This is a genomic window from Curvibacter sp. GW821-FHT09D12 (assembly GCF_059416245.1).
Genome location: NZ_JBWKOU010000003.1, coordinates 226,795 through 252,839, shown reverse-complemented (window position 1 = coordinate 252,839; position 26,045 = coordinate 226,795). Strand labels below are relative to the sequence as shown.

At 64.7% G+C, this 26,045-nt stretch carries 18 protein-coding genes; 12 read left to right on the top strand and 6 right to left on the bottom strand.

Translation table 11 applies throughout. The features are described from left to right. Position 1: 1 nt before the first annotated feature. Entirely contained in the window at positions 2-1,138 is a 1,137-nt protein-coding gene (gene gbd / locus AC07PT_RS05990; RefSeq protein WP_494656121.1) for a 4-hydroxybutyrate dehydrogenase, read from the bottom strand. A gap of 195 nt (positions 1,139-1,333) precedes the next feature. Here gbd and AC07PT_RS05985 point away from each other — a divergent pair, with 195 nt between their 5' ends. Further along, on the top strand, positions 1,334-2,311 hold the full coding sequence (locus AC07PT_RS05985) for an alpha/beta hydrolase (protein ID WP_494656120.1): 978 nt from the start codon (positions 1,334-1,336) through the stop codon (positions 2,309-2,311). Beyond that, positions 2,308-3,180 carry a YbgC/FadM family acyl-CoA thioesterase gene (locus tag AC07PT_RS05980; protein ID WP_494656119.1) on the top strand — a complete coding sequence of 291 codons (873 nt, stop codon included), beginning with the start codon at positions 2,308-2,310 and terminating at the stop codon, positions 3,178-3,180. Before AC07PT_RS05985 ends, AC07PT_RS05980 begins: the two co-directional genes overlap by 4 nt. 40 nt (positions 3,181-3,220) lie before the next feature. Here AC07PT_RS05980 and ygfZ read toward each other — a convergent pair whose 3' ends face one another. Next, positions 3,221-4,171 carry a CAF17-like 4Fe-4S cluster assembly/insertion protein YgfZ gene (gene ygfZ, locus AC07PT_RS05975; protein ID WP_494656118.1) on the bottom strand — a complete coding sequence of 317 codons (951 nt, stop codon included), beginning with the start codon at positions 4,169-4,171 and terminating at the stop codon, positions 3,221-3,223. Positions 4,172-4,252: 81 nt separating this feature from the next. On the opposite strand from ygfZ, the gene mltG reads away from it, so the two are divergent. From mltG to dinG, 7 genes are all read left to right on the top strand, one after another. Then, a complete protein-coding gene (gene mltG / locus AC07PT_RS05970; RefSeq protein ID WP_494656276.1) occupies positions 4,253-5,218 on the top strand; it encodes an endolytic transglycosylase MltG in 966 nt (321 codons plus the stop codon). Continuing rightward, a complete protein-coding gene (gene tmk, locus AC07PT_RS05965; RefSeq protein ID WP_494656117.1) occupies positions 5,215-5,889 on the top strand; it encodes a dTMP kinase in 675 nt (224 codons plus the stop codon). Before mltG ends, tmk begins: the two co-directional genes overlap by 4 nt. Further along, positions 5,886-6,914 (top strand): DNA polymerase III delta subunit-related protein, encoded by a 1,029-nt coding sequence (locus AC07PT_RS05960; RefSeq protein ID WP_494656116.1) that lies wholly within the window; start codon positions 5,886-5,888, stop codon positions 6,912-6,914. Before tmk ends, AC07PT_RS05960 begins: the two co-directional genes overlap by 4 nt. Continuing rightward, positions 6,911-7,267 (top strand): PilZ domain-containing protein, encoded by a 357-nt coding sequence (locus AC07PT_RS05955; RefSeq protein WP_027474505.1) that lies wholly within the window; start codon positions 6,911-6,913, stop codon positions 7,265-7,267. The genes AC07PT_RS05960 and AC07PT_RS05955 overlap by 4 nt, the downstream gene beginning before the upstream one ends. Positions 7,268-7,356: 89 nt before the next feature. Beyond that, on the top strand, positions 7,357-8,172 hold the full coding sequence (locus tag AC07PT_RS05950) for a TatD family hydrolase (RefSeq protein ID WP_494656115.1): 816 nt from the start codon (positions 7,357-7,359) through the stop codon (positions 8,170-8,172). Next, a complete protein-coding gene (locus tag AC07PT_RS05945) occupies positions 8,169-8,852 on the top strand; it encodes an ankyrin repeat domain-containing protein (RefSeq protein WP_494656114.1) in 684 nt (227 codons plus the stop codon). The genes AC07PT_RS05950 and AC07PT_RS05945 overlap by 4 nt, the downstream gene beginning before the upstream one ends. Next, positions 8,849-10,987: an ATP-dependent DNA helicase DinG gene (gene dinG / locus AC07PT_RS05940; protein ID WP_492345509.1), complete on the top strand. Its 2,139-nt coding sequence runs from the start codon at positions 8,849-8,851 to the stop codon at positions 10,985-10,987. Before AC07PT_RS05945 ends, dinG begins: the two co-directional genes overlap by 4 nt. Positions 10,988-11,015: 28 nt before the next feature. Here the strand turns inward: dinG and AC07PT_RS05935 are convergent, their stop codons facing one another. Then, a complete protein-coding gene (locus AC07PT_RS05935) occupies positions 11,016-13,364 on the bottom strand; it encodes a putative bifunctional diguanylate cyclase/phosphodiesterase (protein ID WP_494656113.1) in 2,349 nt (782 codons plus the stop codon). A 1,628-nt stretch (positions 13,365-14,992) separates the two neighbouring features. Here AC07PT_RS05935 and AC07PT_RS05930 point away from each other — a divergent pair. Continuing rightward, complete coding sequence (locus AC07PT_RS05930) at positions 14,993-16,330, top strand: MFS transporter (protein WP_494656111.1); 1,338 nt, start codon at positions 14,993-14,995, stop codon at positions 16,328-16,330. A gap of 22 nt (positions 16,331-16,352) precedes the next feature. Here the strand turns inward: AC07PT_RS05930 and AC07PT_RS05925 are convergent, their stop codons facing one another. Further along, the gene (locus AC07PT_RS05925; RefSeq protein WP_494656110.1) at positions 16,353-16,676 is read right to left on the bottom strand and encodes a nucleotide pyrophosphohydrolase; all 324 of its coding nucleotides are present in this window, start codon (positions 16,674-16,676) and stop codon (positions 16,353-16,355) included. Positions 16,677-16,915: 239 nt separating this feature from the next. On the opposite strand from AC07PT_RS05925, the gene AC07PT_RS05920 reads away from it, so the two are divergent. Together AC07PT_RS05920 and AC07PT_RS05915 are read left to right on the top strand one after the other, a co-directional pair. Further along, positions 16,916-17,632: a glutathione S-transferase N-terminal domain-containing protein gene (locus tag AC07PT_RS05920; RefSeq protein ID WP_494656109.1), complete on the top strand. Its 717-nt coding sequence runs from the start codon at positions 16,916-16,918 to the stop codon at positions 17,630-17,632. A gap of 250 nt (positions 17,633-17,882) precedes the next feature. Further along, complete coding sequence (locus tag AC07PT_RS05915; protein ID WP_494656108.1) at positions 17,883-19,502, top strand: methyl-accepting chemotaxis protein; 1,620 nt, start codon at positions 17,883-17,885, stop codon at positions 19,500-19,502. A gap of 71 nt (positions 19,503-19,573) precedes the next feature. Here AC07PT_RS05915 and AC07PT_RS05910 read toward each other — a convergent pair whose 3' ends face one another. After that, the gene (locus tag AC07PT_RS05910) at positions 19,574-21,772 is read right to left on the bottom strand and encodes a methyl-accepting chemotaxis protein (protein ID WP_494656107.1); all 2,199 of its coding nucleotides are present in this window, start codon (positions 21,770-21,772) and stop codon (positions 19,574-19,576) included. 236 nt (positions 21,773-22,008) lie between these two features. Further along, a complete protein-coding gene (gene purL, locus AC07PT_RS05905; protein ID WP_494656275.1) occupies positions 22,009-26,019 on the bottom strand; it encodes a phosphoribosylformylglycinamidine synthase in 4,011 nt (1,336 codons plus the stop codon). Between the last annotated feature and the right edge of the window lie 26 nt (positions 26,020-26,045).

The following is a 26,045-nucleotide window of genomic DNA, read 5'->3' as shown; positions in this document are numbered from 1 at the left end:
CTCACATTGAGGCTTCCAGCATCTCGCGGTATTCCTCGGGGCTGGCGATGCGCGGGTTGGTCTTGTGGCAATGGTCGGCCAAGGCACCCTTGATCACATCGTCGAACTGATCCCGCGTGACGCCCATGGCGGCCAGGCCGGTGGGCAGGCCCAAGCGGGCGTTCATGTCGCGGATGGCGTCCGGGATGTCTCCGCCTGAGCGCAGGCCCATCGCGTGGGCCATGCGGTCCAGCCGGCGCTCACGCTGCACCGATTCGGCGCTGGCGTTGAAGCGCACCACCGCGGGCAGGAACATGGCGTTCAGCGTGCCATGGTGCAGGCGGGGATTCACGCCCCCCAGGCTGTGACTCAGGCTGTGCACACAGCCCAGGCCTTTCTGGAAGGCCATCGCACCTTGCATCGAGGCGCTCATCAGTTGCAGGCGCGCCTCGCGATCCTGCCCATTGCGGGTGGCACGCTCAATGTGGGCCCAGCCACGCTCCAGGCCGTCCAGGCCGATGCCGTCAGCTGGCGGGTTGAAGGCCGCCGACATGAAGGTCTCCATGCAGTGCGCGATGGCATCCATGCCGGTGGCCGCCGTGAGGCCCGGGGGCAGGCCCAGGGTGAGTTCCGGGTCGCAGATGGCTGCCCGCGGCACCAGGTGCCAGGAATGGAAGCCCAACTTGCGGTGGTCATCCACGATGATGATGGCGCCACGCGCCACCTCGCTGCCGGTGCCGCTGGTGGTGGGCACTGCGATCAAGGGGGCGGTGCGCTCGGTGATGCGGGGTGAGCCCCCTTCGATGGTGGCGTAGGTGGTCAGCGGGCCTTCGTGCGTGGCCGCGATCGCGATGCCCTTGGCGCAGTCGATGGCCGAGCCACCGCCCACCGCAATCAGCCCATCACAGCCCTGAGATTTGTACAGTTCGACGGCGGCCCGCACGGCGGCCTCGGTGGGGTTGGAGGGGGTCTGGTCAAACACGGTCGGGCTAAGGCCCGGCAGGGCATCCAGGGCCTTTTGCAGCACGCCCGCGGCGCGCACCCCGGCGTCGGTGACGATCAGGGGGCGCTGGATGCCTACGCGCTCGCATTCGGCCGCCAGCAGGCGCACGGCGCCAAACTCGAACTGGATCTGGGTGACGTAGTTGATGAAGGCCATGAAGCGAAAATAAAGTGTCAGACGGGTTGAGGGGACACCGGTCGCCGATCGGACCAAGCGCCACGTTGTACGATGCGTAACTGACTTTACCGGCTGAAGCCTGGCCTGACCAGACGTTCAAACCCCAGGCAGATCACCCCGGCGGTCACTCAGGTGACAAGGCCCGGTGCTGACAGCCGCAACGATCCGAGACCGATGTCTTCCAGCACTTTTTCCCAAGCCCACCGGCTGACCCCTGCGATGCAAGGCGTGATCGACCGCATGCTCAAGGCCAGGCGTCCACCCTTACACTCATTGTCTCCACGGCAGGCGCGCGCCGCCTATGCAGCCGGGGCCGATGTGCTTGAAATCAGCCGCACTGAATTGGCCGAGGTGCGTGAGCTGACAATACCGGCCCGCGATGGGGTCGCCCTGCCAGCCCGCCTTTACCGGCCCACCCTGCACACAGGGCTGCCTGTGTTGCTGTACCTGCATGGCGGTGGTTTCATGATCGGCAGCATCGCCACCCATGACATCCTGTGCCGCAGCCTGGCCCTGCGATCGGGTTGTGCCGTGGTGTCGCTCGATTACCGGCTGGCCCCGGAGCACCGGTTTCCGACGGCCTTCAACGATGGCTGGGATGCCTTGCGCTGGCTGCATGGCCAAGGCCCCGGTCTGGGACTGGATTCATCAAGGCTGGCCGTGGGGGGCGACAGCGCTGGCGGCACCCTGGCTGCCGCCTTGGCGGTGCAGGCTGCGTTGGAAAGCCTGCCACTGGCCCTGCAACTGCTGTTCTACCCTGGCACCACGGCTTACCAGGACACCGTGTCGCACCAGCGCTTTGCCCATGGCCTGGTGCTGGAGGCGTCCCACATCCAGTGGTTTTTCGATCAGTATGTGCCCTCCCGTCAGGAGCGCGAGGATTGGCGCTTCGCCCCCTTGCTGGCCCCCGACACCGAGCAGCTTGCACCGGCGTGGTTGGGGCTGGCCGAGTTCGATCCACTGGTGGACGAGGGCATTGCCTATGCCGACAAGCTGCGTCTGGCCGGCCATGCGGTAGACCTGGAGATCTACCGCGGCGTGACCCACGAATTCATCAAGATGGGCCGCGCCATCCCTGAAGCCCTGCAAGCCCACCAACATGCGGCAGAGGCCATGCGCGCTGCCCTGAATCCCCCCACGGAGTCCCCATGAGCACCCCAGCGCCACAACGCAGCGATTTCCGATTCTTTCACCGCCTGCGCGTGCGCTGGGTGGAAGTGGACATGCAGAAAATCGTCTTCAATGGCCATTACGCGATGTACCTGGACACCGCCATGGGTGACTACTGGCGCGAGCTGGCCTTGCCTTACGAGGCCTCGATGCAGGCGCTGGGCGGTGAGCTTTACGTGAAGCGTCTGACGCTGGAGTACCACGCCTCGGCGCACTACGACGACGTGCTCGAGGTCGGCCTGAGCTGCCGACGCATTGGCAATTCGTCGATTGAACTGGTGGGCGCCATTTTCCGGGGCGATCAGTTGCTGGTGTCTGGCGAGCTGTTGTATGTGTTCGCTGATCCGGCCACCCAGACCTCGCGTCGCGTGCCGGATGCTTTGCGAAGCCTGCTGCTGGACCACGCCGCAGGCCAGCCGGTATTCGAGGTGCGCCGCGGTGACTGGACCACGCTGGGGGCCGATGCGGCCCGCGTGCGCACCGAGGTGTTTGTCCAGGAGCAAGCCATTCCCCTGGACGAGGAATGGGACGAGGCCGATGCCACCGCCCTGCACGCGGTGGTCTACAACCGCCTCGACCAGGCCCTGGCCACCGGCCGTTTGCTGGTGCATGCGCCCGGTGTGGCCCGCATTGGCCGCATGGCAGTTTTGCGGGCCATGCGGGGCTCGGGTTTGGGCGCAGACGTGTTGCGCACCCTGATGGAGGCCGCCCGTCAGCGGGGCGACCGCGAGGTGCTGCTGCACGCCCAGACCAGCGCCCGCGGGTTTTACGAAAAACTGGGCTTTGAGCCCCGTGGCGACGTGTTCTACGAAGTGGATATCCCGCACATTGAAATGGTGCGGGGCCTTTGATCCAAGACGCCGATCTGAAGACGCGAATCCGGTCCGTGGATCAGATGTCGGCCAGCAGCGGGTAGGGCAGGGGCTGCACCACCAGGGCGGGGCCATCCGGTGCGCCCAGGTGCAAGGTGGTACCGGCGGCACTGGCCGTCACCTGCACCACGGCCAGCAGATCGACCCCGCCGGTGGGGGACACGGCGGCCTGAACCACCACACCGCTGGGCTGATCGGCCGCATCATCTGGCAGAAACACCTCCTGGCCGGGGCTGGGGGCCTGCTCAAGACTGGCCAGACCTGCTCCGTGGGCCAGGCAGGTGCGGCGCTTCAGCGTGCCCCTGAACTGGCTGCGTGCCACCACCTCCTGCCCGGGGTAGCAGCCTTTCTTGAAGCTCACGCCGCCCACCGACTCGTGGTTCAGCATCTGGGGCACAAAGCTGTCGGTCTGCGAGGCACCGGGTGTCGGCACGGCGGCCAACACCTCCGACCAGGCCCAGAGCGACTCGGACAGGGCCGGCGCGGTGGACTCACTGCCGCTTGCCAGGCCCACCCACAGCGCGCGTGCCACACCGGCTGCCGGATACAGCGCAATGGCATGCCCCGCAGCGCAGGGGGCGGCCGTCCAGGGCGGGGTCCCTGCGGGCAGGGCGGCCAAGGCGGCTTCACCGGCCAGGCCCCGCACGCTCAATTCGGCACTGGCATCGTCGAGCTTGACCTTGGCTCGCAGCACAAACATGGACAGGCGCTTCAGGCTGGATGCCAGCAAGGCCTGGGGGCATACCAGCCAAACTTCGGCGGCGCTCAGGCGCAGCAGCACAAAACTGGCCAGCAGGCGCCCCTTGGCCGAGCAATAGCCGGCCAGGCGGGCCTGCCCGTCTGGCAAAAGCAGCACATCCTGGGTCAGTTGACCGTGCAGGAACGAAGCAGCATCGTCGCCGCGGGCGCGAATCACGCCCAGCGTCGACAAGGGCGCCACACCGTGCAGCAGCGCCTGGGGAGAATTCATGGCTTGTGTCATGCGTGAATTATCATCCCCCGTCAAAAACTTGTTCGTGATGGGGCCTGGGCTGTGCGCGCTTTGCTGGTGATGTTGGTGTTGGTGGCAGCAGCCCTGGGCGGCGCCGTGTTCTGGTGGCTGGATGCGCCCTTGCGCCTGGCTGCGCCCACGATCGACCTCTCGATCGAACCTGGCACCTCGCCGCGTGCCCTGGCGCAGGACGTGCAGGATGCGGGTGTGGAGGTGAATCCCCTGTTCCTGTATGCGTGGTTCCGTTTTTCAGGCCAGGCCCGTGGCATCAAGGCCGGCAGCTATGAGCTTGACGCGACCATCACGCCCAGGCGCCTGCTGAGCAAGCTGGTGCGAGGTGAAGAGGCCCTGCGTGCCGTCACCCTGGTCGAGGGGTGGAACTGGCGCCAGGTACGCCAGGCCCTGGCACGGGCCGATCAACTCAAAGGCGACAGCACCGAGCTCGATGATGCCGCCATCATGGCGCGTCTGGGTCGCCCCGGGACGGTGCCCGAGGGCCGCTTCTACCCCGACACCTACACCTACTCCAAGGGCAGCAGTGATCTGGCTGTGTTGCAACGGGCGCTGCGGGCCATGGACAAGAAACTGGAGGCTGCCTGGCAGGCCCGTGACCCGAACCTGCCCCTGAAGTCGCCCGACGAGGCCCTGGTCCTGGCCAGCATCGTCGAAAAAGAAACCGGGCGCGGCAGCGACCGCCCGCTGATTGCCAGCGTGTTCGTCAATCGCCTTCGCACCGGCATGCTGCTGCAGACCGACCCCACGGTCATCTATGGGATGGGCGAACGTTTTGATGGCAACCTGCGCAAACGCGACCTGCTCACCGACACGCCCTGGAACACCTACACCCGCCCCGGCCTGCCGCCCACCCCGATCGCCATGCCCGGCCGGGGGGCCTTGCTGGCCGCCGTGCACCCCGCCGAGAGCCGTTCGCTGTACTTTGTCGCACGTGGCGACGGCAGCAGCCACTTCAGTGCCACCCTTGACGAGCACAATCGGGCCGTCAACCAATTCCAGCGTCGACCATGACCCCACCCACTCCCGGCTTGTTCATCAGTTTCGAAGGCATCGACGGTGCCGGCAAGACCACCCACATCGAGGGGGTGGTGGCGGCCTTTCGTGCCCAGGGGCGGGTGGTGTGTCAGACCCGCGAGCCTGGCGGGACGCCCCTGGCCGAGAAACTGCGCGCCCTGGTGCTGAACGACGCCATGGACCCCCTGACCGAAGCCTTGCTGATTTTTGCCGCTCGACGTGACCACCTGCAACAGGTCATCGAACCCGCCCTGGTCCGCGGAGAGGTGGTGGTGTGTGACCGCTTCACCGACGCGACTTTTGCCTACCAGGGCGGTGGCAGGGGCTTCGATCTGGACACCCTGGCCCAGCTCGAGCGCATGGTGCAAGGCCGCTCTGGTGGCAGCCTGCGGCAGCCGGACCTCACGATCTGGTTTGATCTCGACCCCGAGGTGGCGGCCGCCCGACTGGCCGACGCCCGTGTGCCTGATCGTTTCGAGTCTCAACCCGTGGCCTTCTTCGGCCAGGTGGCAGCGGGCTACGCGGCACGCGCCGCCGCAGCGCCTGGCCGTTTTGAACGCATCGATGCGGCTCAGAGCCGACACCAGGTCTGGCAGCAGATCACCCGGGTGCTGGTGCGCAAGGGCTGGCTGGCCATCATGGTGGCCGCCCATGGAGGTCCGCAATGAGTGAAGAGCGCGAGGCTCGCCCGCCCCTGGCGCCCTGGTTGCAACGGCAGCTTGACAGCCTGTTGAGCCAGCGCGGTCACGCCTGGCTGCTGCAAGGCCCCTCGGGCCTGGGTCAGTACCCGCTGGGCCTCGCCCTGGTCGAGGCCTGGTTGTGTGATGCACCCACACCGCATGGCGCCTGCGGCCACTGTGCCAGTTGCCACGCCGTGCGCGTGCGCACCCACCCTGATTTGATGGTGCTGATGCCCGAAACAGCGCTGCTGGCCTTGGGCTGGCCCTTGTCGGAGAAAGCGCAGTCTGAAATTGACGACAAGAAGCGCAAGGCCAGCCGCGAGATCCGTGTCGAGGCGATGCGCGAGGCGGTGCAGTTTGCCCAGCGCACCTCATCGCGGGGGCGTGGCAAGGCCGTGCTGGTGTACCCGGCCGAGGACATGAACCACATCACGGCCAATGCGCTGCTCAAAACCCTGGAAGAACCCCCGGGCGATGTGCGCTTTGTGCTGGCCAGTGAAGCGGCCCACCAGTTGCTGCCCACCATCCGCAGCCGTTGCCTGACCCACTCACTGGTCTGGCCAGGTGCTGACGAGGCCGGCCATTGGCTGGCGGGGCAGGGTTTGCCGGCTACCGCCGCCGCGGCGTTGCTGCGCGCGGCCGGCGGACGCCCCGAAGACGCGCTGATGCTGGCCGCTGAGGGGCTGACCCCCGAGTCCTGGGCGCAATTGCCCCGTGCGTTGCTGCGGGGTGACCCCGGCGTGTTGGCCCACTGGCCCGCCGCACGCAACATCCAGAGCCTGCAGAAGGTCTGCCATGACCTGCTAGCCATGGCCTCCGGCGCGGCACCGCGTTACTTCATGGCCAGCGAACTGCCGCGTCCACCGGCCCACAAGGTGCTGCTGCGCTGGTCGCGCAACCTCAGCGAGGCGGCTCGAACGGCAGATCACCCGTATAACCCAGGTTTGATGTTGGAAGCGCTTGTGAGCGAGGCGCAAATCGCCCTAAACTCGGCCACAGAGTCCACGCCATGAACAGTCCCAGTACCCCGCGCCCCAGTGTTGTGCAGCTCGCCATCAAGGAGAAGGGGGCCTTGTATGCCGCCTACATTCCCTTGTTTGCCGAAGGGGGCATGTTCATTCCGACCGCGCGCGACTACCGCCTGGGCGACGATGTCTACGTGCTCTTGTCCCTGCCGGACGACCCGCAGCGTTACCCGATTGCCGGTCGTGTGGCCTGGGTCACGCCACCGCGGGCAGCTGGCAACCGCACCCAGGGGGTGGGTATCCAGTTTCCGCGTGATGAGAAATCCCGCTTGCTCAAGATCAAGATCGAGGAGATGCTGGGCAGCCACCTGGCCTCCGAGCGGCCCACCCAGACCATCTGAAATCTGCCGGCCGCCGTACCTGAAGGGCCGGATCTCCCCCCTGTTTGAATGACGCCCGCCCTGTCGCGGGCCTTTCCGTTGAGTTTTTCATGTTTGTCGACTCCCACTGCCACCTGACTTTTCCTGAGCTGACCGCCGATTTGCCCGCCATCCGGCGTGCCATGGCCGATGCCCAGGTTGACCGAGCCCTTTGCATCTGCACCACGCTGGAGGAGTTTGAATCCGTCCATGCGCTGGCTCTGCAGCACGACAATTTCTGGTGCACGGTGGGCGTTCACCCCGACAACGAAGGGGTGCTGGAGCCCAGTCTGGATGATTTGCTGCAGCGTGCGGCATTGCCGCGGGTGGTGGGCATCGGTGAGACCGGCCTCGACTACTACCGGCTTGGCGAGCGAAGCGTGGCCGACATGGAGTGGCAGCGCGAGCGCTTTCGAACCCACATCCGCGCAGCGCAGGCCTGCGCCAAGCCGCTGGTGATCCACACCCGCAGCGCCTCCGACGACACCCTGGCCCTGTTGCGCGAGTTGGGTGAAGACGGGCGCGAAGGCGCCGCCGGCGGTGTATTCCACTGCTTCACCGAAAGCCTGCAGGTGGCCCGAGCCGCGCTGGACCTGGGCTTTTACATCTCGTTTTCCGGCATCCTGACCTTCAAGAGTGCCAGCGATCTGCGGGAAGTGGCCGGTTTTGTGCCGCTCGACCGCATGCTGATTGAAACCGACAGCCCCTATCTGGCCCCGGTACCCTACCGTGGCAAGACCAACAACCCCTCGTACGTGCCCCTTGTGGCGGCCCAGATCGCGCAACTGCGTGGCCTGAACGCAGAGGCGGTGGGCGCACTGACCAGTGCGAACTTCGAGCGTCTGTTCCGTGGAGTGGTGAGCCAAGTCGCCGGGAGTGCCGCATGAAAACAAGCCGCCGCCAATGTCTGATTGCCCTGGGGACCAGCGCAGGCCTGGCTCTCATGAGCCTGCCGGCGCGTGCCGGGTCTTTTGAAGACTTCTTCACCGCCATCCGCCGCAACGATGCGAGCACCATCCAGGCCTTGATCCGGCGTGGTTTTGATCCCAACACGGTGGATGAAGCCGGCCAGCCCGGCCTGATGATGGCGGTGGACCTGCAGTCGATGCGTGCCGTCGAGGCCTTGTTGAGCGCGCCCAACATCGAGGCCGAAGTTCGCAACAAGAAGGGTGAAAGTGCGCTGATGCTGTGCGCCATCCGAGGTGATCTGCCCCTGGCCAAGCTGCTGATCGAGCACGACGCCGATGTCAACAAGACCGGCTGGACGCCTTTGCACTACGCGGCCTCCGGCACCTCTCAGAACCAGGTGGAGATGGTGCGCCTGCTGCTGGACAACGCTGCTTACATCGATGCCGCCTCGCCCAATGGCAGCACGCCGCTGATGATGGCGGCCATGTATGGGCGCAGCGATGTGCTCAAGGTGCTGATCGAGGAGGGGGCTGATGCCTCGCTGCGCAACGAGAAAGGCCTGACCGCCATCGACTTTGCGCAGCAAGTAGGCCGAAGTGCCAACGTGGAGGCCATTGCCGCGGCCTTGCGCGCCCGCCAGCCGCAGGGCACCTGGTGAGCGCAGAGACAACCCAGGCCACCGCTCTGGCCGCGTTTGACCATGTGGTGGCCGCTTCAACCGGTTTCAGAGCCCGCGCGGGCCAACGCGACATGGCCGAACTGGTGGCACAGACCTTCAGCACGCCCACCCTGGGCAAGTGTGAGGAAGAGCCCGAGCGCGCCTTTGCCGTGATCGAGGCAGGTACCGGCGTGGGCAAATCGATTGCCTATGCCGCCCCCGCCATTGCCGCCGCCCTGGCGCGCAAGACCCGCGTCATCATCTCGACCGCCACCGTGGCCTTGCAAGAGCAATTGGTGCACAAGGATCTGCCTTTGCTCAGCCAGTTGATGCCCGAGCCCTTCACCCACGCCCTGGCCAAGGGGCGCGGGCGCTACGTCTGCAAGTACAAGCTGATGCGTTGGGTCAACGGCGAAGGCGAGCCCGACCTGTTTGCCGACGAGTTGCCGGCCGGAAACGCCCCCAGTGCGTCCAGCAACGGGCGTGCACCCACCGAATACCAGCTTCACTTCTACCGCCAGATGGCCGCCGAATTGAAGGAGCGCCGTTGGGACGGCGATCGTGACACCCTGGCCGTTCCGCCCAGTCCAGAGATGTGGAGCCCGGTGGCGGCCGAGGCCAGCAGTTGCACGGCCAAGCATTGCCCCGACTACCAGGACTGCGTCTACTTTGACCAGCGCAAGGCCCTGGCGGCGTCGCAGGTGATTGTGGCCAACCACGACCTGTTGCTGGCCACACTGAACGGCAACACGCTGCCCGATCTGTCGGACTGTCTGCTGGTGCTGGACGAGGGCCACCACCTGCCCGCCGTGGCATTGAACCATTTTCAGGAAAGCACCGACCTGACCCGGCTGCGCTGGGTGGAGCAACTCGCCTTGCGCGCCCGCAAGACGGCTGAAATGCTGGACCTGGATGCGGCCGCCGAACTGACAGGGCAGGGCAGTGCGCTCAAGGTCCACCTCAACGAGGTGGCGCAGCAGGCGCTGGCCCTGTACCGGCCGCGGGGCTTGAGCGATGAACCCGTGGAGTTGCTGCCCATCGGGCCGCTGCCTGCGGTGCTGAGCAATCCGGTCAGCGAGGTGCTGACCCTTTCAGGTGCCATGCTCAAGCACCTGCAGGCCATCTCGGCGGCTTTGCGCACCCAGATGAAGGAACGCCCGGAAGATTCGCGAGAACTGGCCACCCACTACGTTCAGCTGGGGGTGTTGGCACCACGCCTGGAAGCCGTGCAGGCCTGGGCAGCACTGATGCTGCTGGAGACCGAAGTGCCCGCGGCGCGCTGGTTCACCTTTGGTCTGTATGGCGAGTTTCTGTCGATCACGGGCTCGGCCAGTCCCATCCTGCCCGCCAGTGCCCTGCGCCACAAGCTGTGGGCCAAGGCCCGTGGCGTGGTGATCACTTCGGCCACCTTGACCAGTTGCGGCAGCTTTGATTTCTTCCTCAACGAAACCGGCTTGCGCGGGCTGGACAACGTGAGTACCCGGGTGGTCAGCAGCCCCTTTGACTTCGCCAGGCAAGGGCATTTTGTGGCAGTCGATACGCCGGCCGACCCCAAACGTGCCGCCGAGTACAACCAGGCCATGTGCAAAGAGTTGATGGCGGACCTGGCCCAGGTGCAGGCTGGTGCGCTGGTGCTGTTCACCTCGCGCGACCAGATGCGCACCGCGGTCGACAGCCTCAGCGGCAGCCTGCGCAGCCGGGTGCTGGTGCAAAACGATCTGCCGCGGCAGACCCTGCTGCAGCGCCACCGCGAAAAGGTGGAGCGGGGCGACGCCTCCATCATCTTCGGCATGCAGTCTTTCGGTGAGGGCCTGGATCTGCCCGGGCGGCTGTGTGAAAGCGTCTTCATCTGCAAGCTGCCCTTTGCGCCGCCCTCCGATCCAGTCAGTTCGGCTCGATCCCAGTGGCTGCGTTCCAAGGGGCGTGATCCGTTCATGGAGCTGGTGGTGCCGGCGGTGAGCATCCGCCTGGCTCAGTGGGTGGGGCGTGCCATTCGCAGTGAAACCGATGAGGCCCATGTCTACTGCTACGACCGGCGCCTGATCAGCACCAGCTTTGGCCAGCGTCTGCTGGCCGGCCTGCCTCCGTTCAAGCGCCAAAAGCGCAACAACCAGGGGCAGGTGTTCGACCTTTGAGCCGGTCCTGCCCGGGGCAGGGCAGGGGTCAGGCCTGCAAGGCGGTGGCGCGGGCCTTCAACTGTTGCTCGAAATCTTCGATGGCTGAGGGGCGGCCAAACAAATAGCCCTGGTAGGCCATGCAACCCGATTGGCGCAAAAATTCAAACTGGGCCGCCGTTTCGACGCCCTCGGCGATCACCTCCAGGCCGAGGTTGCGGCCCATGGCAATGATGGTCTTGATCAGGGTGGCATCGTCGGTGTTGCCTGGCAGATCGGAGACGAAGCTGCGGTCGATCTTGAGCTCATCCAGCGGGAAATGCTTGAGCATCGACAGGGACGAGTAGCCGGTTCCGAAATCGTCGATGGACAGCGACAGCCCCAGGGCGTGCAAGGCCTGAAGCTTGGCAATCAGCTCCTGGCTTCGTCGCAGCATCAGACCTTCGGTCAGTTCCAGGCGCAACAACCCGGCCGGGCAGCCCGTTTCGTCCAGGCATCGGGCCACCGATTCGACGAAGTCGCTTCTCTCCACCTGGCGCGCGCTGACGTTGATCGACAGGCGCAGGTCCTGCATCCCGGCCTGCCCCTGCCAGGCATGCAGCTGCCGGCAGGCGGTCAGCAGCACCCATTCCCCGATCTCGCAGATCAGGTTGGACTCCTCGGCAATCGGCACAAAGTCGGCCGGCGACACCCAGCCCCGGTGCGGATGACGCCAGCGCAGCAACAACTCGGCCCCCAGCACTTCGGCTTGTCCATCCACTTGCACCTGGTAGTAGGGCACCAGCTCCGATTGCGCGATGGCATGGCGCAAGTCAGCCTCCAGATTCGCCCGCGCCTCCAGTTGCGGCTGCAGCGTCTGGTCGTAAAAGCAGACGGTGTTGCGTCCGGCCTGCTTGGCCTGGTACATGGCCATGTCTGCCCGCTTCAAGACTTCATTGACACTCAGTTCATGCGCCAGGAACAGACAGATGCCGAGGCTGGGCGAGGTCTGGTACTCGAAGCCCGAGATGTCGAAGGGCTTGTTCAGTTCGGTGATGATCTTTTGCGCCACCTGTCGGCAGCCCATCAAGGCCGTCTCCTGCTGCTCGCCAAGGCCCTCCAGCACCACCACAAACTCGTCACCCCCAAAGCGCGACACCGTGTCATGGCTGCGCATCATCTCTCGCAAGCGGGTGCCGACCTGTTTGAGCAGCAGGTCACCCGCAGAATGGCCCTTCATGTCATTGAGCGTTTTGAAGCGATCCAGGTCGAGAAACACCACGGCGCCATGGTCCTGCTGCCGTGCACTCAGGGCAAAGGCCTGTTCGATGCGGTCGAGCAGCAGGCGACGGTTGGGCAAACCGGTCAGCATGTCGTAATAGGCCAGTTGGTGCACTGCCTCGAGGTTTTTCTGGGCCTCGGTCTTGTCCACCACCAGCGCGGCCGCTGCAATGATTCGGCCGTCGATGTCTTTCAGCGGCGTGGCAAACCAATCGCAGATGATGATCTGGCCATCCTTGCGCAGGTTCTCACTCTGGTTGTTCTGGGCCAGGCCATTCGCAAACAGATGGCGCATGACATGCCTCACCCGCTCACGCTCCCAGGGGGGCATCAAAACGGTCAGGGGCTGGCCCAGCATCTCTTGGGCGGTGTAGCCAAACATCGATTCAGCGGCGGCATTCCAGACCGTCACTTTGAATTGGGTGTCGCATTCGATCACGCCCATTGGCGTTTGCTGGATGTGCAGCGCTTGGCGTTCGGCCATCTCATGGACCGCCTGTGAACGCTGATTGGCCACGATGCGCAGGCTGATGTTTTCACGCAAGTGGTGGGACATCGATGCACTGGACAAGCTGATGTAGACCATGAACAAGGCCAACATCAGGGCCAGCGACACCGAAAAGGAACTGCCGTGGGTCAAAAAGCCGGGCAATGCCAGGAAATAGATGCCTGCACAGAACAGACGACCACACGGGGGATCGATCAGGTAGGCCATGATGCCGCCGCTGGACACACCGACCAGGATCACCACCAGAAAAGCCTGGCCCACTGTGTCGCCACCCGGGTAGAAGAACCATCCGGCCAGGCCCCACACGGAGCCACAGGCGGCCGTGGCCACCCGGTACGCCAGCAGCCAGCGTGCCATCGGTGTGTTTGAACTGGAACGGGTACGAAACTGCCAGGCCAGCATTTCACGGGCGCCGTAGCTCAGCATCGTCAAGCCTGCCCAGACCCACCACGGCACCCGTGCGGCGTCTCCGTGCTGCAGGGCCAGAACCGTGGCTGCCACCAACAGGGCCACCAATGTGCTTCGCCGGGTCGACCCGTACACCAGGGTCAAGATCTCAGCACTCAGCAAGTGCCTTTCCTGCGAGTTCAGGGCGGATGCGCTCTGGGCGTGAGGGAGGTCTGAGGTCACGGTTCCTGCATTCCTTTGGTGCAGCATCCTTTGCCGTGGTTCACCCGATGCGCTTCAACGAAGCAGGCTGGCATGAAGTCCCCCTTATTTGTATCAATGGGCAATTGATCATAAGTGACCCATTGAAAAACCACCACGGCATTCTCCAGCGCCACAGCGAAGACGTGTTGACTGGCGCATGCCTCAACTTTGGCACTCGTCACACCCTCGAACGCTGAGGGGCTTCGCGCACCGCGGCTTTGGCCCTGCCGGCGCCTCAATCAAGGTCATAAGCGATAAAGGTATGTAATCACACATAGCATGTGCGATTACATACCTTAAATTAAATAAAACACGATAAGCATCACTTATCGATGTCATTTTTCAGCGCACATAAGATCCATTCGTTTCGAGAGCTTGCAGGGCGCCGGTGGTACCGTGTGTGGGCAGTGAGGGCGATCCTCTCTGCCGACGCCAATGGCTGCCCAGCTTGAGGATCAGTGCAATACCTGTGTTTTCGATGGAAAACTGGACGTGCTCGTGGGCACGCATGATCGCAAGCGTCCGCTGTGGTTGGACCGCTTGAACAAGGCACTCGGCAGGGTGTCTCTGCAGCGGATTCAGCGAGCCGATGGCCTACCTGGATGCCATACGAGCCCCCACATGAACGCCTGGGCGGAGGGCCGGTGAGGGGAGTGACGTCAAAGGCTTGTTTTGGGCTGGTTGGAACCTTTGTATGAGCCGGCAACGAAGAGGCTGGTTGACTCACTGGACGAGCAAGAGCTACTAGAGCAATTCCTGAAGGGCGGCAAACCTCTGATCAAAAAGGCGCACCACCCATCTTCTCTTCACGCCATTTCGGCACACCCCGCCACATGCCCATCGGCTTCGCCCCGCCCACGAGCACGGCCAGTGGCAGGGCACACTGAACCCGGTGGCCGTCTGCGCCCAGATCGCCTATTGGCGACCTCTAGTACGAATCAGCGCGCACGGCCGGCGAGGCCTGTGCGGCAGCTTTCGCCCAAGATGCCTTGTTCGATCCCCCACAGGGGCTGGATGCCATGCGCCAAAGATGGCGTTGCACAGCCACACGGCACCAGGTGATGCTGGTCAGTGATGGTGTGGCCCGCTTCGAGTGCGAGTTCGTGTTTTGATCCTGCTGATGTCAGGGGGCATGGGAGATGCGCAACCCTTGGAGCAGTCCCGATGGGGTGTGGAATTCAATGCGGCAATCGAGGGCTCATTCTGCGTCTTCGTTTTACGCCTGATATTTGACATAATATACATTGTATAAAGTAGATGTAGCACGGCGCTGGGCCGTTCGGGCAACTCATTCAGCAGCTCTTTCAACAGACAGCTCCGCCGCTAGGCCCGGCTGCAGGCGGCTTGGCAACACCTGGCAGGCCTTGGCCTGTGGGCCAAAGCCTGGCCACCAGAAGCCCTGACTCCGATTCGGATCTAGGGTTAACCCTAAAATGGAGGCTTGGGCGGTGCAACGCAGCCCAATCTGTTCCAAGCGCAGGTCGCCATCGTGGTCTGCGTGCGTGTGGCCGTCCACCCCCAGGCCCCTGAACAGCTGAAATCCTGCCACACGACCTGCGGCCTTCGTCACGCATTGTCGCCACACCGGCGACCCATCCAGGCTTTTCATGACTTCCACTTCCGAGCGTGTGGCGCCACAGGCACCACACCGTCCCCTCAATCGCCATGACTACCAGACCCTCGCGCTGTCCGCGCTCGGGGGCACACTGGAGTTTTACGACTTTGTGATCTACGTCTTTTTTGCCACGGTGTTAGGCGGTCTGTTCTTTCCCGCCGACATGCCGGACTGGCTCCGCCAGTTGCAGACGTTTGGCATCTTTGCGGCGGGCTACCTGGCGCGACCGGTGGGCGGCATCGTGATTGCGCATTTTGGCGACAAGCTGGGCCGCAAACGCATGTTCACGCTGAGCATCTTCATGATGGCGCTGCCCACGCTGGTGATCGGCCTGTTGCCCACCTATGCCTCGATTGGCGTCGCAGCGCCCTTGCTGCTGCTGGCCATGCGGGTTTTGCAGGGGGCTGCCATTGGCGGCGAAATGCCCGGCGCCTGGGTGTTTGTGGCCGAACACGTGCCGCGGCGCCATTACGGCCTGGGCATTGGTACGCTGACCTCGGGCATCACCGGCGGCATCTTGCTGGGTTCTCTGGTGGCCATCGGCATCAACAGCCATTACGAAGCCGCCGAGGTGCAGGGGTTTGCCTGGCGCATTCCGTTCATCCTGGGGGGCGTCTTTGGCATGGTGTCGGTGTACCTGCGACGCTTTCTCCAAGAGACCCCGATCTTCAAAGAACTGGCGCAACTGCGCCACATTGCCGAAGAACTGCCCGTGAAGACCGTGCTGCGTGAGCATCGATGGGCCTGCGCGGTGGTGGCCTTGTTGACCTGGGTGCTCTCGGCCGCCATCGTGGTGGTGGTGCTGTTCACCCCAACCTACCTGCAAAAGACCCACCACATTCCGGTGACCCTGGCACTGCAGGCCAATGCCCTCGCTACCTTGATGCTGAGCGCGGGATGCATTCTGGTGGGCTGGGCCAGCGACCGCCTGGGCACGCGGGCTGTGATGCTGACAGGATTTGCTGGCTTGCTGATCAGCAGCTACCTGTTCTACACCGACCTGCCCGGAACGCCGGCTTCATTGCTGTGGCACTACGCCATCACCGGCCTGTTTGTGGGCACCATCGCCATCGTGCCCATCGTGGGGGTGCGGGCCTTTCCACCCCGGGTGCGATTCAGCGGCCTGTCATTTGCTTACAACATGGCCTATGCCGTGTTTGGTGGGCTGACGCCGATCATCATGACCACCTGGTTGCAAAAGGACGTGCTGGCACCGGCGCACTACGTGGGCGCCCTGTCGGTGCTTGGTTTCGTGCTGGGCCTGGTGCCGTTCGTGGCCCGGGGCCATGTCAGCCCTGTCCCGACGGCGGGCGCTGGCACACCACGCTGAAATCCCCCGCCCTGCCCCAGCTTCATGCAGGCGGCAGCGGCGGGTGCTTCTGGGCATTTTTGATCAATTTATCGGCCACCGCCTGTTCCAGGTCGACCCCGGTGTGGTCGGCCAGCTGCAGCAGGTACAACAGCACATCGGCCATTTCTTCGCCCAGATGCTGCTGTACATCGGGTGTTTCGCGGGTGCGCGCCGCTTCGTCGGGGGTCATCCACTGAAAGATCTCGGTCAGCTCGGCGGCTTCGACCATCAAGGCCATGGCCAGGTTTTTAGGGTTGTGAAAAGCCTGCCAGTGGCGATCGGCGGCAAACTGGCGCAACGTGGCCTGCAGGGCAGACAGATCCATCTTGAAGTCCTTGAGTGGTTTGGGCGCAGCAGCGGCCCGCCTCCGGATTTTCAGCGATGCGGGCGGGCATCCAGCAGGCTGGCCGGACTGGCACGTGCACGGTGTGGCGAACATGCCCCTGCCATGAACCGTGGCACCAACGTCGCCGCTTGCAGGCCCTGCGCGCACTGGTTCCAATGGCGGTCTATCCAACCAATGGCCGGCCCTGACCCGGGTCGCGCCCCAGCACCGGCAACGTCATGAGCACCCCCTCCTCCACCCTCTCCTCTTTTTCCATCACCCACAAATGGCCCGCACAACATCCCGATCGGCTTCAGCTGTATTCGCTGCCCACGCCCAACGGGGTCAAGGTGTCGATCATGCTGGAGGAGATCGGCCTGCCCTACGAAGCCCATCTGGTGAGCTTTCAGACCCAGGATCAGCTGTCGCCCGAATTTCTCTCGCTCAACCCCAACAACAAGATCCCGGCCATCCTGGACCCCCAAGGGCCGGGTGGCCAGCCCCTGGCCTTGTTCGAGTCGGGCGCCATCCTGGTCTACCTGGCCAAAAAGACAGGGCAGTTGCTGCCGGCCGACCCGGCGCGTCGATACCAGGTGCTGCAATGGCTGATGTTCCAGATGGGCGGCATCGGGCCCATGTTCGGCCAGTTGGGCTTCTTCCACAAGTTTGCGGGCAAGGACTATGAGGACAAGCGCCCGCGCGATCGCTATGTCGCCGAATCCCGGCGCCTGCTGGGGGTGCTGGAGCAGCAACTGCAAGGGCGCACCTGGATCATGGGCGAGGACTACAGCATTGCCGACATCGCCATCTGGCCATGGGTGCGCAATCTGTTCGGTTTCTACGAAGCGGGTGACCTGGTCGGTCAGGCTGATTTTGTGCAGGTGCAACGGGTGTTGTCGTCCTTTGTGGCACGCCCGGCCGTGCAGCGGGGGCTGAACATTCCCGCGCGAGATTGAGGCTGCTGTGCTGCGGCCTTGATCTGATGAAAAGTCTTCTGGCTGTTGATTCAAGCCCTCACAAGTGACAGATTCGATCAGGCTTGACCGGGGTTTCTTGTTGAATATGCCGATTTTGCGGGAGCGATCTGTTTGCGAGCGGCCTGGGCGGTTTACATTTCAAGGCTGTCAGTGTCAAAGCGTCACCGTTGCGTTGTCGTGAACCACCCAGCCGCCGCCCCTGTGGTGAGTGGCCCCCATCGAGACTTTCATGCGAATCAATGAACCCGTCACACAGCGCGAGCATCTCTACCCACCCCGCATGACCCCGGTGTCGGTGACAGACACCAAGGGGCGCATCACCTATTGCAACCAGGACTTCATCGAACTGAGCGGCTACCCCAAAGAGGAATTGCTGGGCCAGCCCCACAATCTGGTGCGCCACCCTGACATGCCTGCCGAGGCGTTCCGCGACATGTGGGACACCGTGCAACAAGGGCAACCCTGGACCGGTCTGGTCAAGAACCGGCGCAAGGACGGCGATCACTACTGGGTTCGCGCCAATGCCACTCCCATGCGCGATGGCCAACGCATCACAGGCTATCTTTCGGTTCGCACCGCCCCACGCCGCGAAGAGATTGAAGCTGCCGAAGCGCTGTACGCCGTGATGCGAGAAGAAGCCCGACAAGGCCACCTGCGGCATGTGCTGCGCCAAGGCGCTGTGCTGCGCACCGGTCTGGCAGGCCGTTGGCAACAAGTCATGCAAGGGCTCAGGCCCCTGCGCATGAGCGTGCTGTATGCCGCCGTGGCGGGTGTCACCTGGGCCAGCATCGCACTCGGTGCCCCTTCCGGCCTCACCGCAACGGCCGCTTTGGTGGCGGCATTGGTCGCGGGTTACCTCACCCATGCGTGGGCCGTGGCGCCCTTGCGCCAGATCATGAACGATGCCAACCGCCTGGCCTCCGGCGACCTGTCCGAAGAAATCAAGACCGGCGACTCCGGTCTGCTGGGGCAGTTGCAGCAAAGCCTGCATCAGTTGTCGGTCAATCTGCGCACGGTGGTGCGCGACGTGCGCCAACAGGTCGATTACCTGGGCGATGCCGTGCGTGAGGTGGCTGCGGGCAACCATGACCTGTCGACCCGCACGGAATCCCAGGCCGCCAGCCTGGAGAAGACCGCGGCCGCCATGGAGGAAATCAACAGCATGGTCAGCCAGAGTGCCGCTGCTGCGGCCCAGGGGGCGCACCTGGCCACCGAGACGTCCAATGTGACCGGACGCAGCAACGAGGCGGTTCAATCGGTGGCTCAGACGATGACGGGCATCACCGAGTCGTCGCACAAGATCGGTGAAATCATCCACTTGATCGAAGGGGTGGCATTTCAGACCAACATCCTGGCCCTGAACGCTGCCGTCGAGGCGGCCCGGGCTGGCGAGAGCGGGCGTGGTTTCGCCGTGGTGGCGTCCGAGGTACGGGCCCTGGCGCAACGCACGGCGGGTGCAGCCAAGGAGATTCGCCAGCTGATCGTGGAGTCCTCCGAGCGCATCGACAGTGGCAGCCAGCAGACCCAGGCCGCCCGCGGGCGCATGGACGAGGCACTGGCCGCGGTGGGCAAGGTCAGCATGGTGTTGCACGAAATCAGTCACTCAGCCGCCGAGCAGCAGGGGGGCATCTCTCAGATCAACTCGGCGGTGGCCGACATGGACTCGATCACCCAGCAGAATGCGGCCCTGGTCGAGCAACTGGCGGCGGCAGCCAAGGCATTGCACCTTGAGGTCGATGAGGTCAGCCACTCGATGCGCCTGTTCCGCCTCGCTCACGGTGAAGCCTCGATCGCCGATCTGGATGCCGTGGCCTTGCGCCGAGAGATGAAACAGTTGCCGGCCGCCTGAGCCGGTACCTCGGCGCCCACGTCAGCGGGCTCGCCGGGCAGGCGCGGTCAATCGCCCCTGCCCTGCCCGGTTCAGAAGCTTTCCCAATCGCTCTCGGTAGCGCCGCCACTGCCGCCGCTGCCGGTGGTGCCGGTCCCGCGGCGCACCTCTGAGCCCGAGCCGATCGCGGCCTGTGCGGCTCTGCGCTCAGCCCCACCCGCCGCCAGTTTCAGCGCTGGCCGGGCAGCGTACGGAGTCTGCCTGGGCTGCACAGACGCAGCAGGTTCGGCACGAGCCACTGTGCGCCATGATGGCGCGCCCTCATCCACCTTGAACAGCGACACCGAGCGCACCAGTTCATCGGCCTGATGGCGCAGGCTGCTGGCGGCAGCGGCCATCTCCTCGACGAGGGCTGCGTTCTGCTGGGTGGCGTGGTCCATCTGCGTCACGGCCTCGCCCACCTGGGCTACGCCAGCGCTTTGCTCGCCGCTGGCAGTGCTGATTTCGCTCACCACGTCGCTGACGCGCTGGATCGCCTCCACCACCTCCTGCATGGTGTGGCCGGCCTGATCGACCAGGTCGCTGCCCTTTTCAACCCGCTCGACGCTGTCGCTGATCAGCGACTTGATCTCCTTGGCGGCCTCGGCGCTGCGCTGGGCCAGGCTGCGCACCTCGCTGGCCACCACGGCAAAGCCGCGCCCTTGTTCACCCGCGCGGGCCGCTTCGACGGCGGCATTCAGGGCCAGGATATTGGTTTGAAAGGCGATCCCGTCGATCACGCCGATGATGTCGGCGATGCGGCGCGAGCTGTCGTTGATGCCACGCATGGTGTTCACGACCTCCCCCACCACCTCGCCACCGCGGGTTGCCACCGTGCTGGCCGTCACCGCCAACTGACTGGCCGTGCGGGCATGTTCGGCGTTCTGGCGTACCGTCGAGCCCAGCTCCTCCATCGAGGCCGCGGTCTGCTCCAGGGCGCTGGCCTGGCTTTCGGTGCGCCCGCTCAGGTCCTGGTTGCCCTGGGCGATTTCGGCGCTGGCCGTGGCCACGCTTTGCGAGTTCTCGCGCACCGAGCGAACCACGCCAGCCAAGCCCTGGCTGATGCGGTTGATGGACTCCTGCAGACGCCCGACTTCGTCGTGCCGATTCACCTGCAGGGCCACCGTCAGATCGCCCTGGGCAATCTGGTCGGCCGCATGGCCTACTGCGACCAGGGGCTGGACGACCAGCTTGCGGAACAGCAGCCACCAGGCCACCGAGATCAGCAGCACGATCACCGCCCCCAGCAGGGCGTACAGATTGCGCAGGTGCACCACGCCGGCTGAGTATTCCTCGGCATAGGTGCCGCCGGCAATCACCCAGTCCCACTCCTTGAAGTAGGTGAAGGAGATGACTTTTTCTCGGCCCCTGGTTTCGCCCAGCTCCGCATTGATCCAGGGGTAGCGCAGCACACCCGTCTTGCGCTCCAGCATCTCGCGCACGAAGTTGTGGCCGTCGGCATCCTTGGAGTCGAGCATGTTCTTGCCTTCTTTGGCCGGATGGATCACCAGGTTGCCGTAGTTCGGCCCCTGGCGGGCATCCAGCACATAGAAATAGCCGGTCTCGCCAATCTTCAGCTCGCGGACGGTCTTCTTGAGGATGGCCAGGTACTCGGTGAACTCCTGGGCCACCAGGCTCAGGCCCACCACCTTGCCAGCGGTGTCTTTGAGGGGGTCGTAGCGCGTCATGTACTGACGCCCGAACAGTGACACCAGGCCCACGAAAGGCTGGCCTTGCAAGGCCAGGGCATAGGCCGGGTGCTGGCGGTCCAGTGCGGTGCCGTTGGCGCGCTGGCCCTGTTCGGTCTTGAGAGAGGTGGTGATGCGCACAAAATCGTCGCCGGTGCGCACAAACACCGTGGTCGAACTCTTGGTGAGTTGAGAAAACTCGTCCACCACACTGTTGTCCAGATTGACCTGCCGCCCATGCAGCAGCATCACAGGCACCTGCTTGCCGCCCATGTCGACCGTTTCGCCACTCAGGCTCACCTGTCCATTCAGGCGGGCATTGAAGGCCAAAGCCAGGGCCGAGGTCCGCAGCCGCAAATCGTCGTCGGTGGCCTTGATCAGGTGCACCAGCAACTGGGTCTTGTCGCTCACCTCCTGGGTGGCCTGCTCTTCGGTGGCCCGAGAGACGGACCACGTGATGGCCGCAATCAAGGCCGTCAGAACCACCAGTACCAGCAGGAAATTGCTCAGGGACAATTGGGTTCCCAGGCTCAGATCACGCCACCGGGCTCGGCTTCCATTCATCACGACACTCCATCTTGCGGGCCGGGCGCTCAGTTTGAAGACCCCAGATGGGCTGACCTCCGGCAAAAAGTTACAAAAAGAAACTTCAATTCGGCGAGAGTGTGTCTCATTTCTGATGCCGCAGGCTTGATGCGCATCAAGTCTGATGACGCCCGGCCAACGAAAAGGCCCGGCAGCGCAACGCGGCCGGGCCTTTTCGAACAGCGGCGAGCCCTGTGCAGCTCAGCCGGTGGGCATCAACCCACCCACTTGCGGGCGTTGCGCCAAATGCGCATCCAGGGGCTGAACTCGGATTTGTCGCCCGAAGTCCAGCTCATCTGCACATTGCGGAACACGCGCTCGGGGTGCGGCATCATGGCCGTGAAGCGGCCGTCGGCCGTGGTCACGGCGGTCAGGCCTTGCGGGCTGCCATTGGGATTGAAGGGGTAGGCCTCGGTGGCCGCACCAAAGTGGTCCACAAAGCGCATGGCCGCGATCGCCTCGGCCGGCTTGCCCCGGTACTTGAAGTTGGCATAGCCCTCGCCGTGCGCCACCGCGATCGGCAGGCGGCTGCCGGCCATGCCTTGCAGGAACAGGCTGGGCGATTCCAGCACCTCCACCATGGACAGGCGGGCCTCAAAGCGCTCGCTCTGGTTGGTGGTGAAGCGCGGCCAGGCCTCGGCGCCCGGGATGATGTCGGCCAGTTCGGCAAACATCTGGCAGCCATTGCACACGCCCAGGCCGAAGGTGTCGCTGCGGCCGAAGAAACCCTTGAACTGCTCGGCCAGCACCGGGTTGAAGGTGATCGAGCGGGCCCAGCCGATGCCGGCCCCCAGGGTGTCGCCGTAGCTGAAGCCGCCGCAGGCCACCACGCCCTTGAAGTCGCTCAACTGGGCGCGGCCACTTTGCAGGTCGGTCATGTGCACGTCGTAAGCCTCGAAGCCGGCCTCGGTGAAGGCATAGGCCATTTCGACGTGCGAGTTCACGCCCTGCTCGCGCAGGATGGCCACCTTGGGCCGGCTCAGGTTCAGGAACGGGGCCGCCACGTTGTCGGCCGGGTCAAAGCTCAGGCTGACGTGGGCGCCCGGGTCGCTGGGCGCGCCGGCGGCGGCATGTTCTGCGTCGGCACAGGCCGGGTTGTCACGGCGCTGGCAGATCTTCCAGCTCACCGCATCCCAGACCTGGTGCAGGTCCGACAGGCTGGCACTGAACACGTTCTTGGTGTCGCGCCAGACCTGGATCTCGCCCTTGCCCACGTCCAGTGCGGCACCGGCGGGGCGGGTCTTGCCGATGAAGTGGCTGTGCTTGCTCAAACCATGCTCGCGCAGGGTCTGCATGACCTCGTTGCGCTCGGTGGTGCGCACCTGCAGCACCACGCCCAGTTCCTCACTGAACAAGGCCTTCAGGGTGAGCTCTTCACGGCGGGCACTGACTTGCTGCGCCCAGTTCTTGCTGTCGCCGTACTCGGCACGGCTGTCACTGATGCCGTCGCCTTCGGTGACCAGCATGTCCACGTTCAGGGCCACGCCCACATGGCCGGCAAAAGCCATTTCGCAGACGCTGGCGAACAGGCCGCCATCGCTGCGATCGTGGTAGGCCAGGATCTTGCCCTGGGCACGCAAGGCGTTGACCGCATTGACCAGGTTCTTCAGGTCTTGCGCATCGTCCACATCGGGCACCGAATCACCCACCTGGTTCAGCACCTGGGCCAGGATGGAGCCGCCCATGCGGTTCTGGCCTTTGCCCAGATCGATCAGCACCAGGGTGCTGTCGTCCACGCTGGCATCCAGCTGGGGCGTCAGCGTGCCACGCACGTCAGCCAGGCTGGCGAAGGCGCTCACGATCAGGCTGACCGGCGAGGTCACCTTTTTGGCTTGGCCCGATTCGTCCTTCCACTGCGTGCGCATGGACAGGCTGTCCTTGCCCACCGGGATCGAAACGCCCAGGGCCGGGCACAGATCCATGCCTACGGCCTTCACGGTTTCGTACAGGGCGGCATCTTCACCGGTCTCGCCACACGCGGCCATCCAGTTGGCCGACAGTTTCACGCGGGGCAGCTCGATGGGCGCGGCCAGCAGGTTGGTGATGGCCTCGGCCACCGCCATGCGGCCCGAGGCTGGGGCATCGAGCGCGGCCAGCGGGGTGCGCTCGCCCATGCTCATGGCCTCGCCGGCAAAGCCCTTGTAATCAGCCAGGGTGACCGCGCAGTCGGCCACCGGCACCTGCCAGGGCCCCACCATCTGGTCGCGGTGGCTCATGCCCCCCACGGTGCGGTCGCCAATGGTGATCAAAAAGCGCTTGCTGGCCACGGTCGGGTGGGCCAACACTTCGATGGCGGCCTGCTGCAGGCTCACGCCGGTCAGGTCCACCGGCTTGAACTGGCGCGCCACGGTCTTCACGTCGCGGTGCATCTTGGGCGGCTTGCCCAGCAGCACATTCATCGGCATATCGACCGGGGTCGCTTGGCCCTCGTCCGCCAAAACCAGCTGGCGTTCCTCGGTGGCGACACCCACCACCGCAAACGGGCAACGCTCGCGCTCGCAGAACGCCTTGAACTGGCCCAGCGACTCGGGGGCGATGGCCAGCACGTAACGCTCCTGGCTTTCGTTGCTCCAGATCTCCTTGGGGGCCAGGCCCGACTCCTCGAGCGGCACCTTGCGCAGGTCGAAGCGCGCACCGCGGCCGGCGTCGTTGGTCAATTCGGGGAAGGCATTCGACAGGCCGCCAGCGCCCACATCGTGGATGGCCAGGATTGGGTTGCCCGCGCCCTGGGCCCAGCAATGGTTGATCACCTCTTGCGCCCGGCGTTCGATCTCGGGGTTGCCGCGCTGCACCGAGTCAAAGTCGAGCTCGGCCGCGTTGGCGCCGGTGGCCATCGAGCTGGCGGCACCACCGCCCATGCCGATGCGCATGCCCGGGCCGCCCAGCTGGATCAACAGCGTGCCGGCCGGGAACTCGATCTTCTTCGTCAGGTCGGCGTCGATCACGCCCAGACCGCCCGCAATCATGATGGGCTTGTGGTAGCCGCGGCGGATGCTGTCCACGTCCGATTCAATGGTCTGCTCGTATTCGCGGAAGTAGCCCACCAGGTTCGGGCGGCCGAACTCGTTGTTGAAGGCGGCGCCACCCAGGGGGCCTTCCACCATGATCTGCAGCGGGCTGGCGATGTGCTCGGGCTTGCCGAACTCGGTGCTCTGCGTCTCGTCGAACACCAGGCGCGACACGGTGAAGCCGGTCATGCCGGCCTTGGGCTTGGAGCCCCGGCCGGTGGCACCTTCGTCGCGGATCTCGCCGCCCGCGCCGGTCGAGGCGCCCGGGAAAGGCGAAATTGCAGTTGGGTGGTTGTGGGTTTCCACCTTCATCAGCACGTGGTGGGTGGCTTCGCTCTTGGCATAGGCCACCGACTGGCCCTGGGCCGAGGCGGCATTGAAACGCTCCACCGCATGGCCCTCCATCACCGAGGCGTTGTCCGAATAGGCAATCACGGTGTGCTGCGGGGCCAACTGGTGCGTGTTGCGGATCATGCCGAACATGCTTTTGTCTTGCGCCACGCCGTCAATGGTGAACTGGGCGTTGAAGATCTTGTGCCGGCAGTGCTCGCTGTTGGCCTGGGCGAACATCATCAACTCCACATCGGTGGGGTTGCGTTGCAAGCCGGTGAAGGCGGCCACCAGGTAGTCGATCTCGTCGTCGGCCAGGGCCAGACCGAACTGGGTGTTGGCCGTTTCCAGCGCGGCACGGCCGCCGCCCAGCACATCCACGTACGCCATGGCCTGGGCCTGCAGCTCGGTGAACAGGCCGGCGGCCTGGGCCCGCTCGAACATCACCGATTCGGTCATGCGGTCGTGCAGCAGCGCCGCCACGGCCCCGCGCTGCTCATCGCTCAGCGTGGCCTTGCCCAGCAAGGGCTGCTTCAGGGTGATCACGTACTCGGTCACGCGCTCGACGCGTTTCAAGGCCAGGCCGCAGTTGTGGGCGATGTCGGTGGCCTTGGAAGCCCAGGGCGACACAGTGCCGAAACGCGGGCTGACCAGCAGCAGTTCACCCTCGGTGGGGCCGGCGTAGGGGTCGCCGTAGGTCAGCAGGGCCGCCAGGCGCTCGCGGGTGGCCGCGTCGGGCTGCTGTTCGGAGGCCACCAGGTGCACAAAACGCGCAGCGATGCCGGAGATGCGGTCGTGGATGACTTGCAGCCGGGGCAGCAGTTGCTGAACCCGGAAAGCGCTCAAGGCGTTGCCGCCTTCAAAGGTGCTGATGTGCAGGTGGTGCATCGTGGGCGAGGGGTGCGAGGTCACTT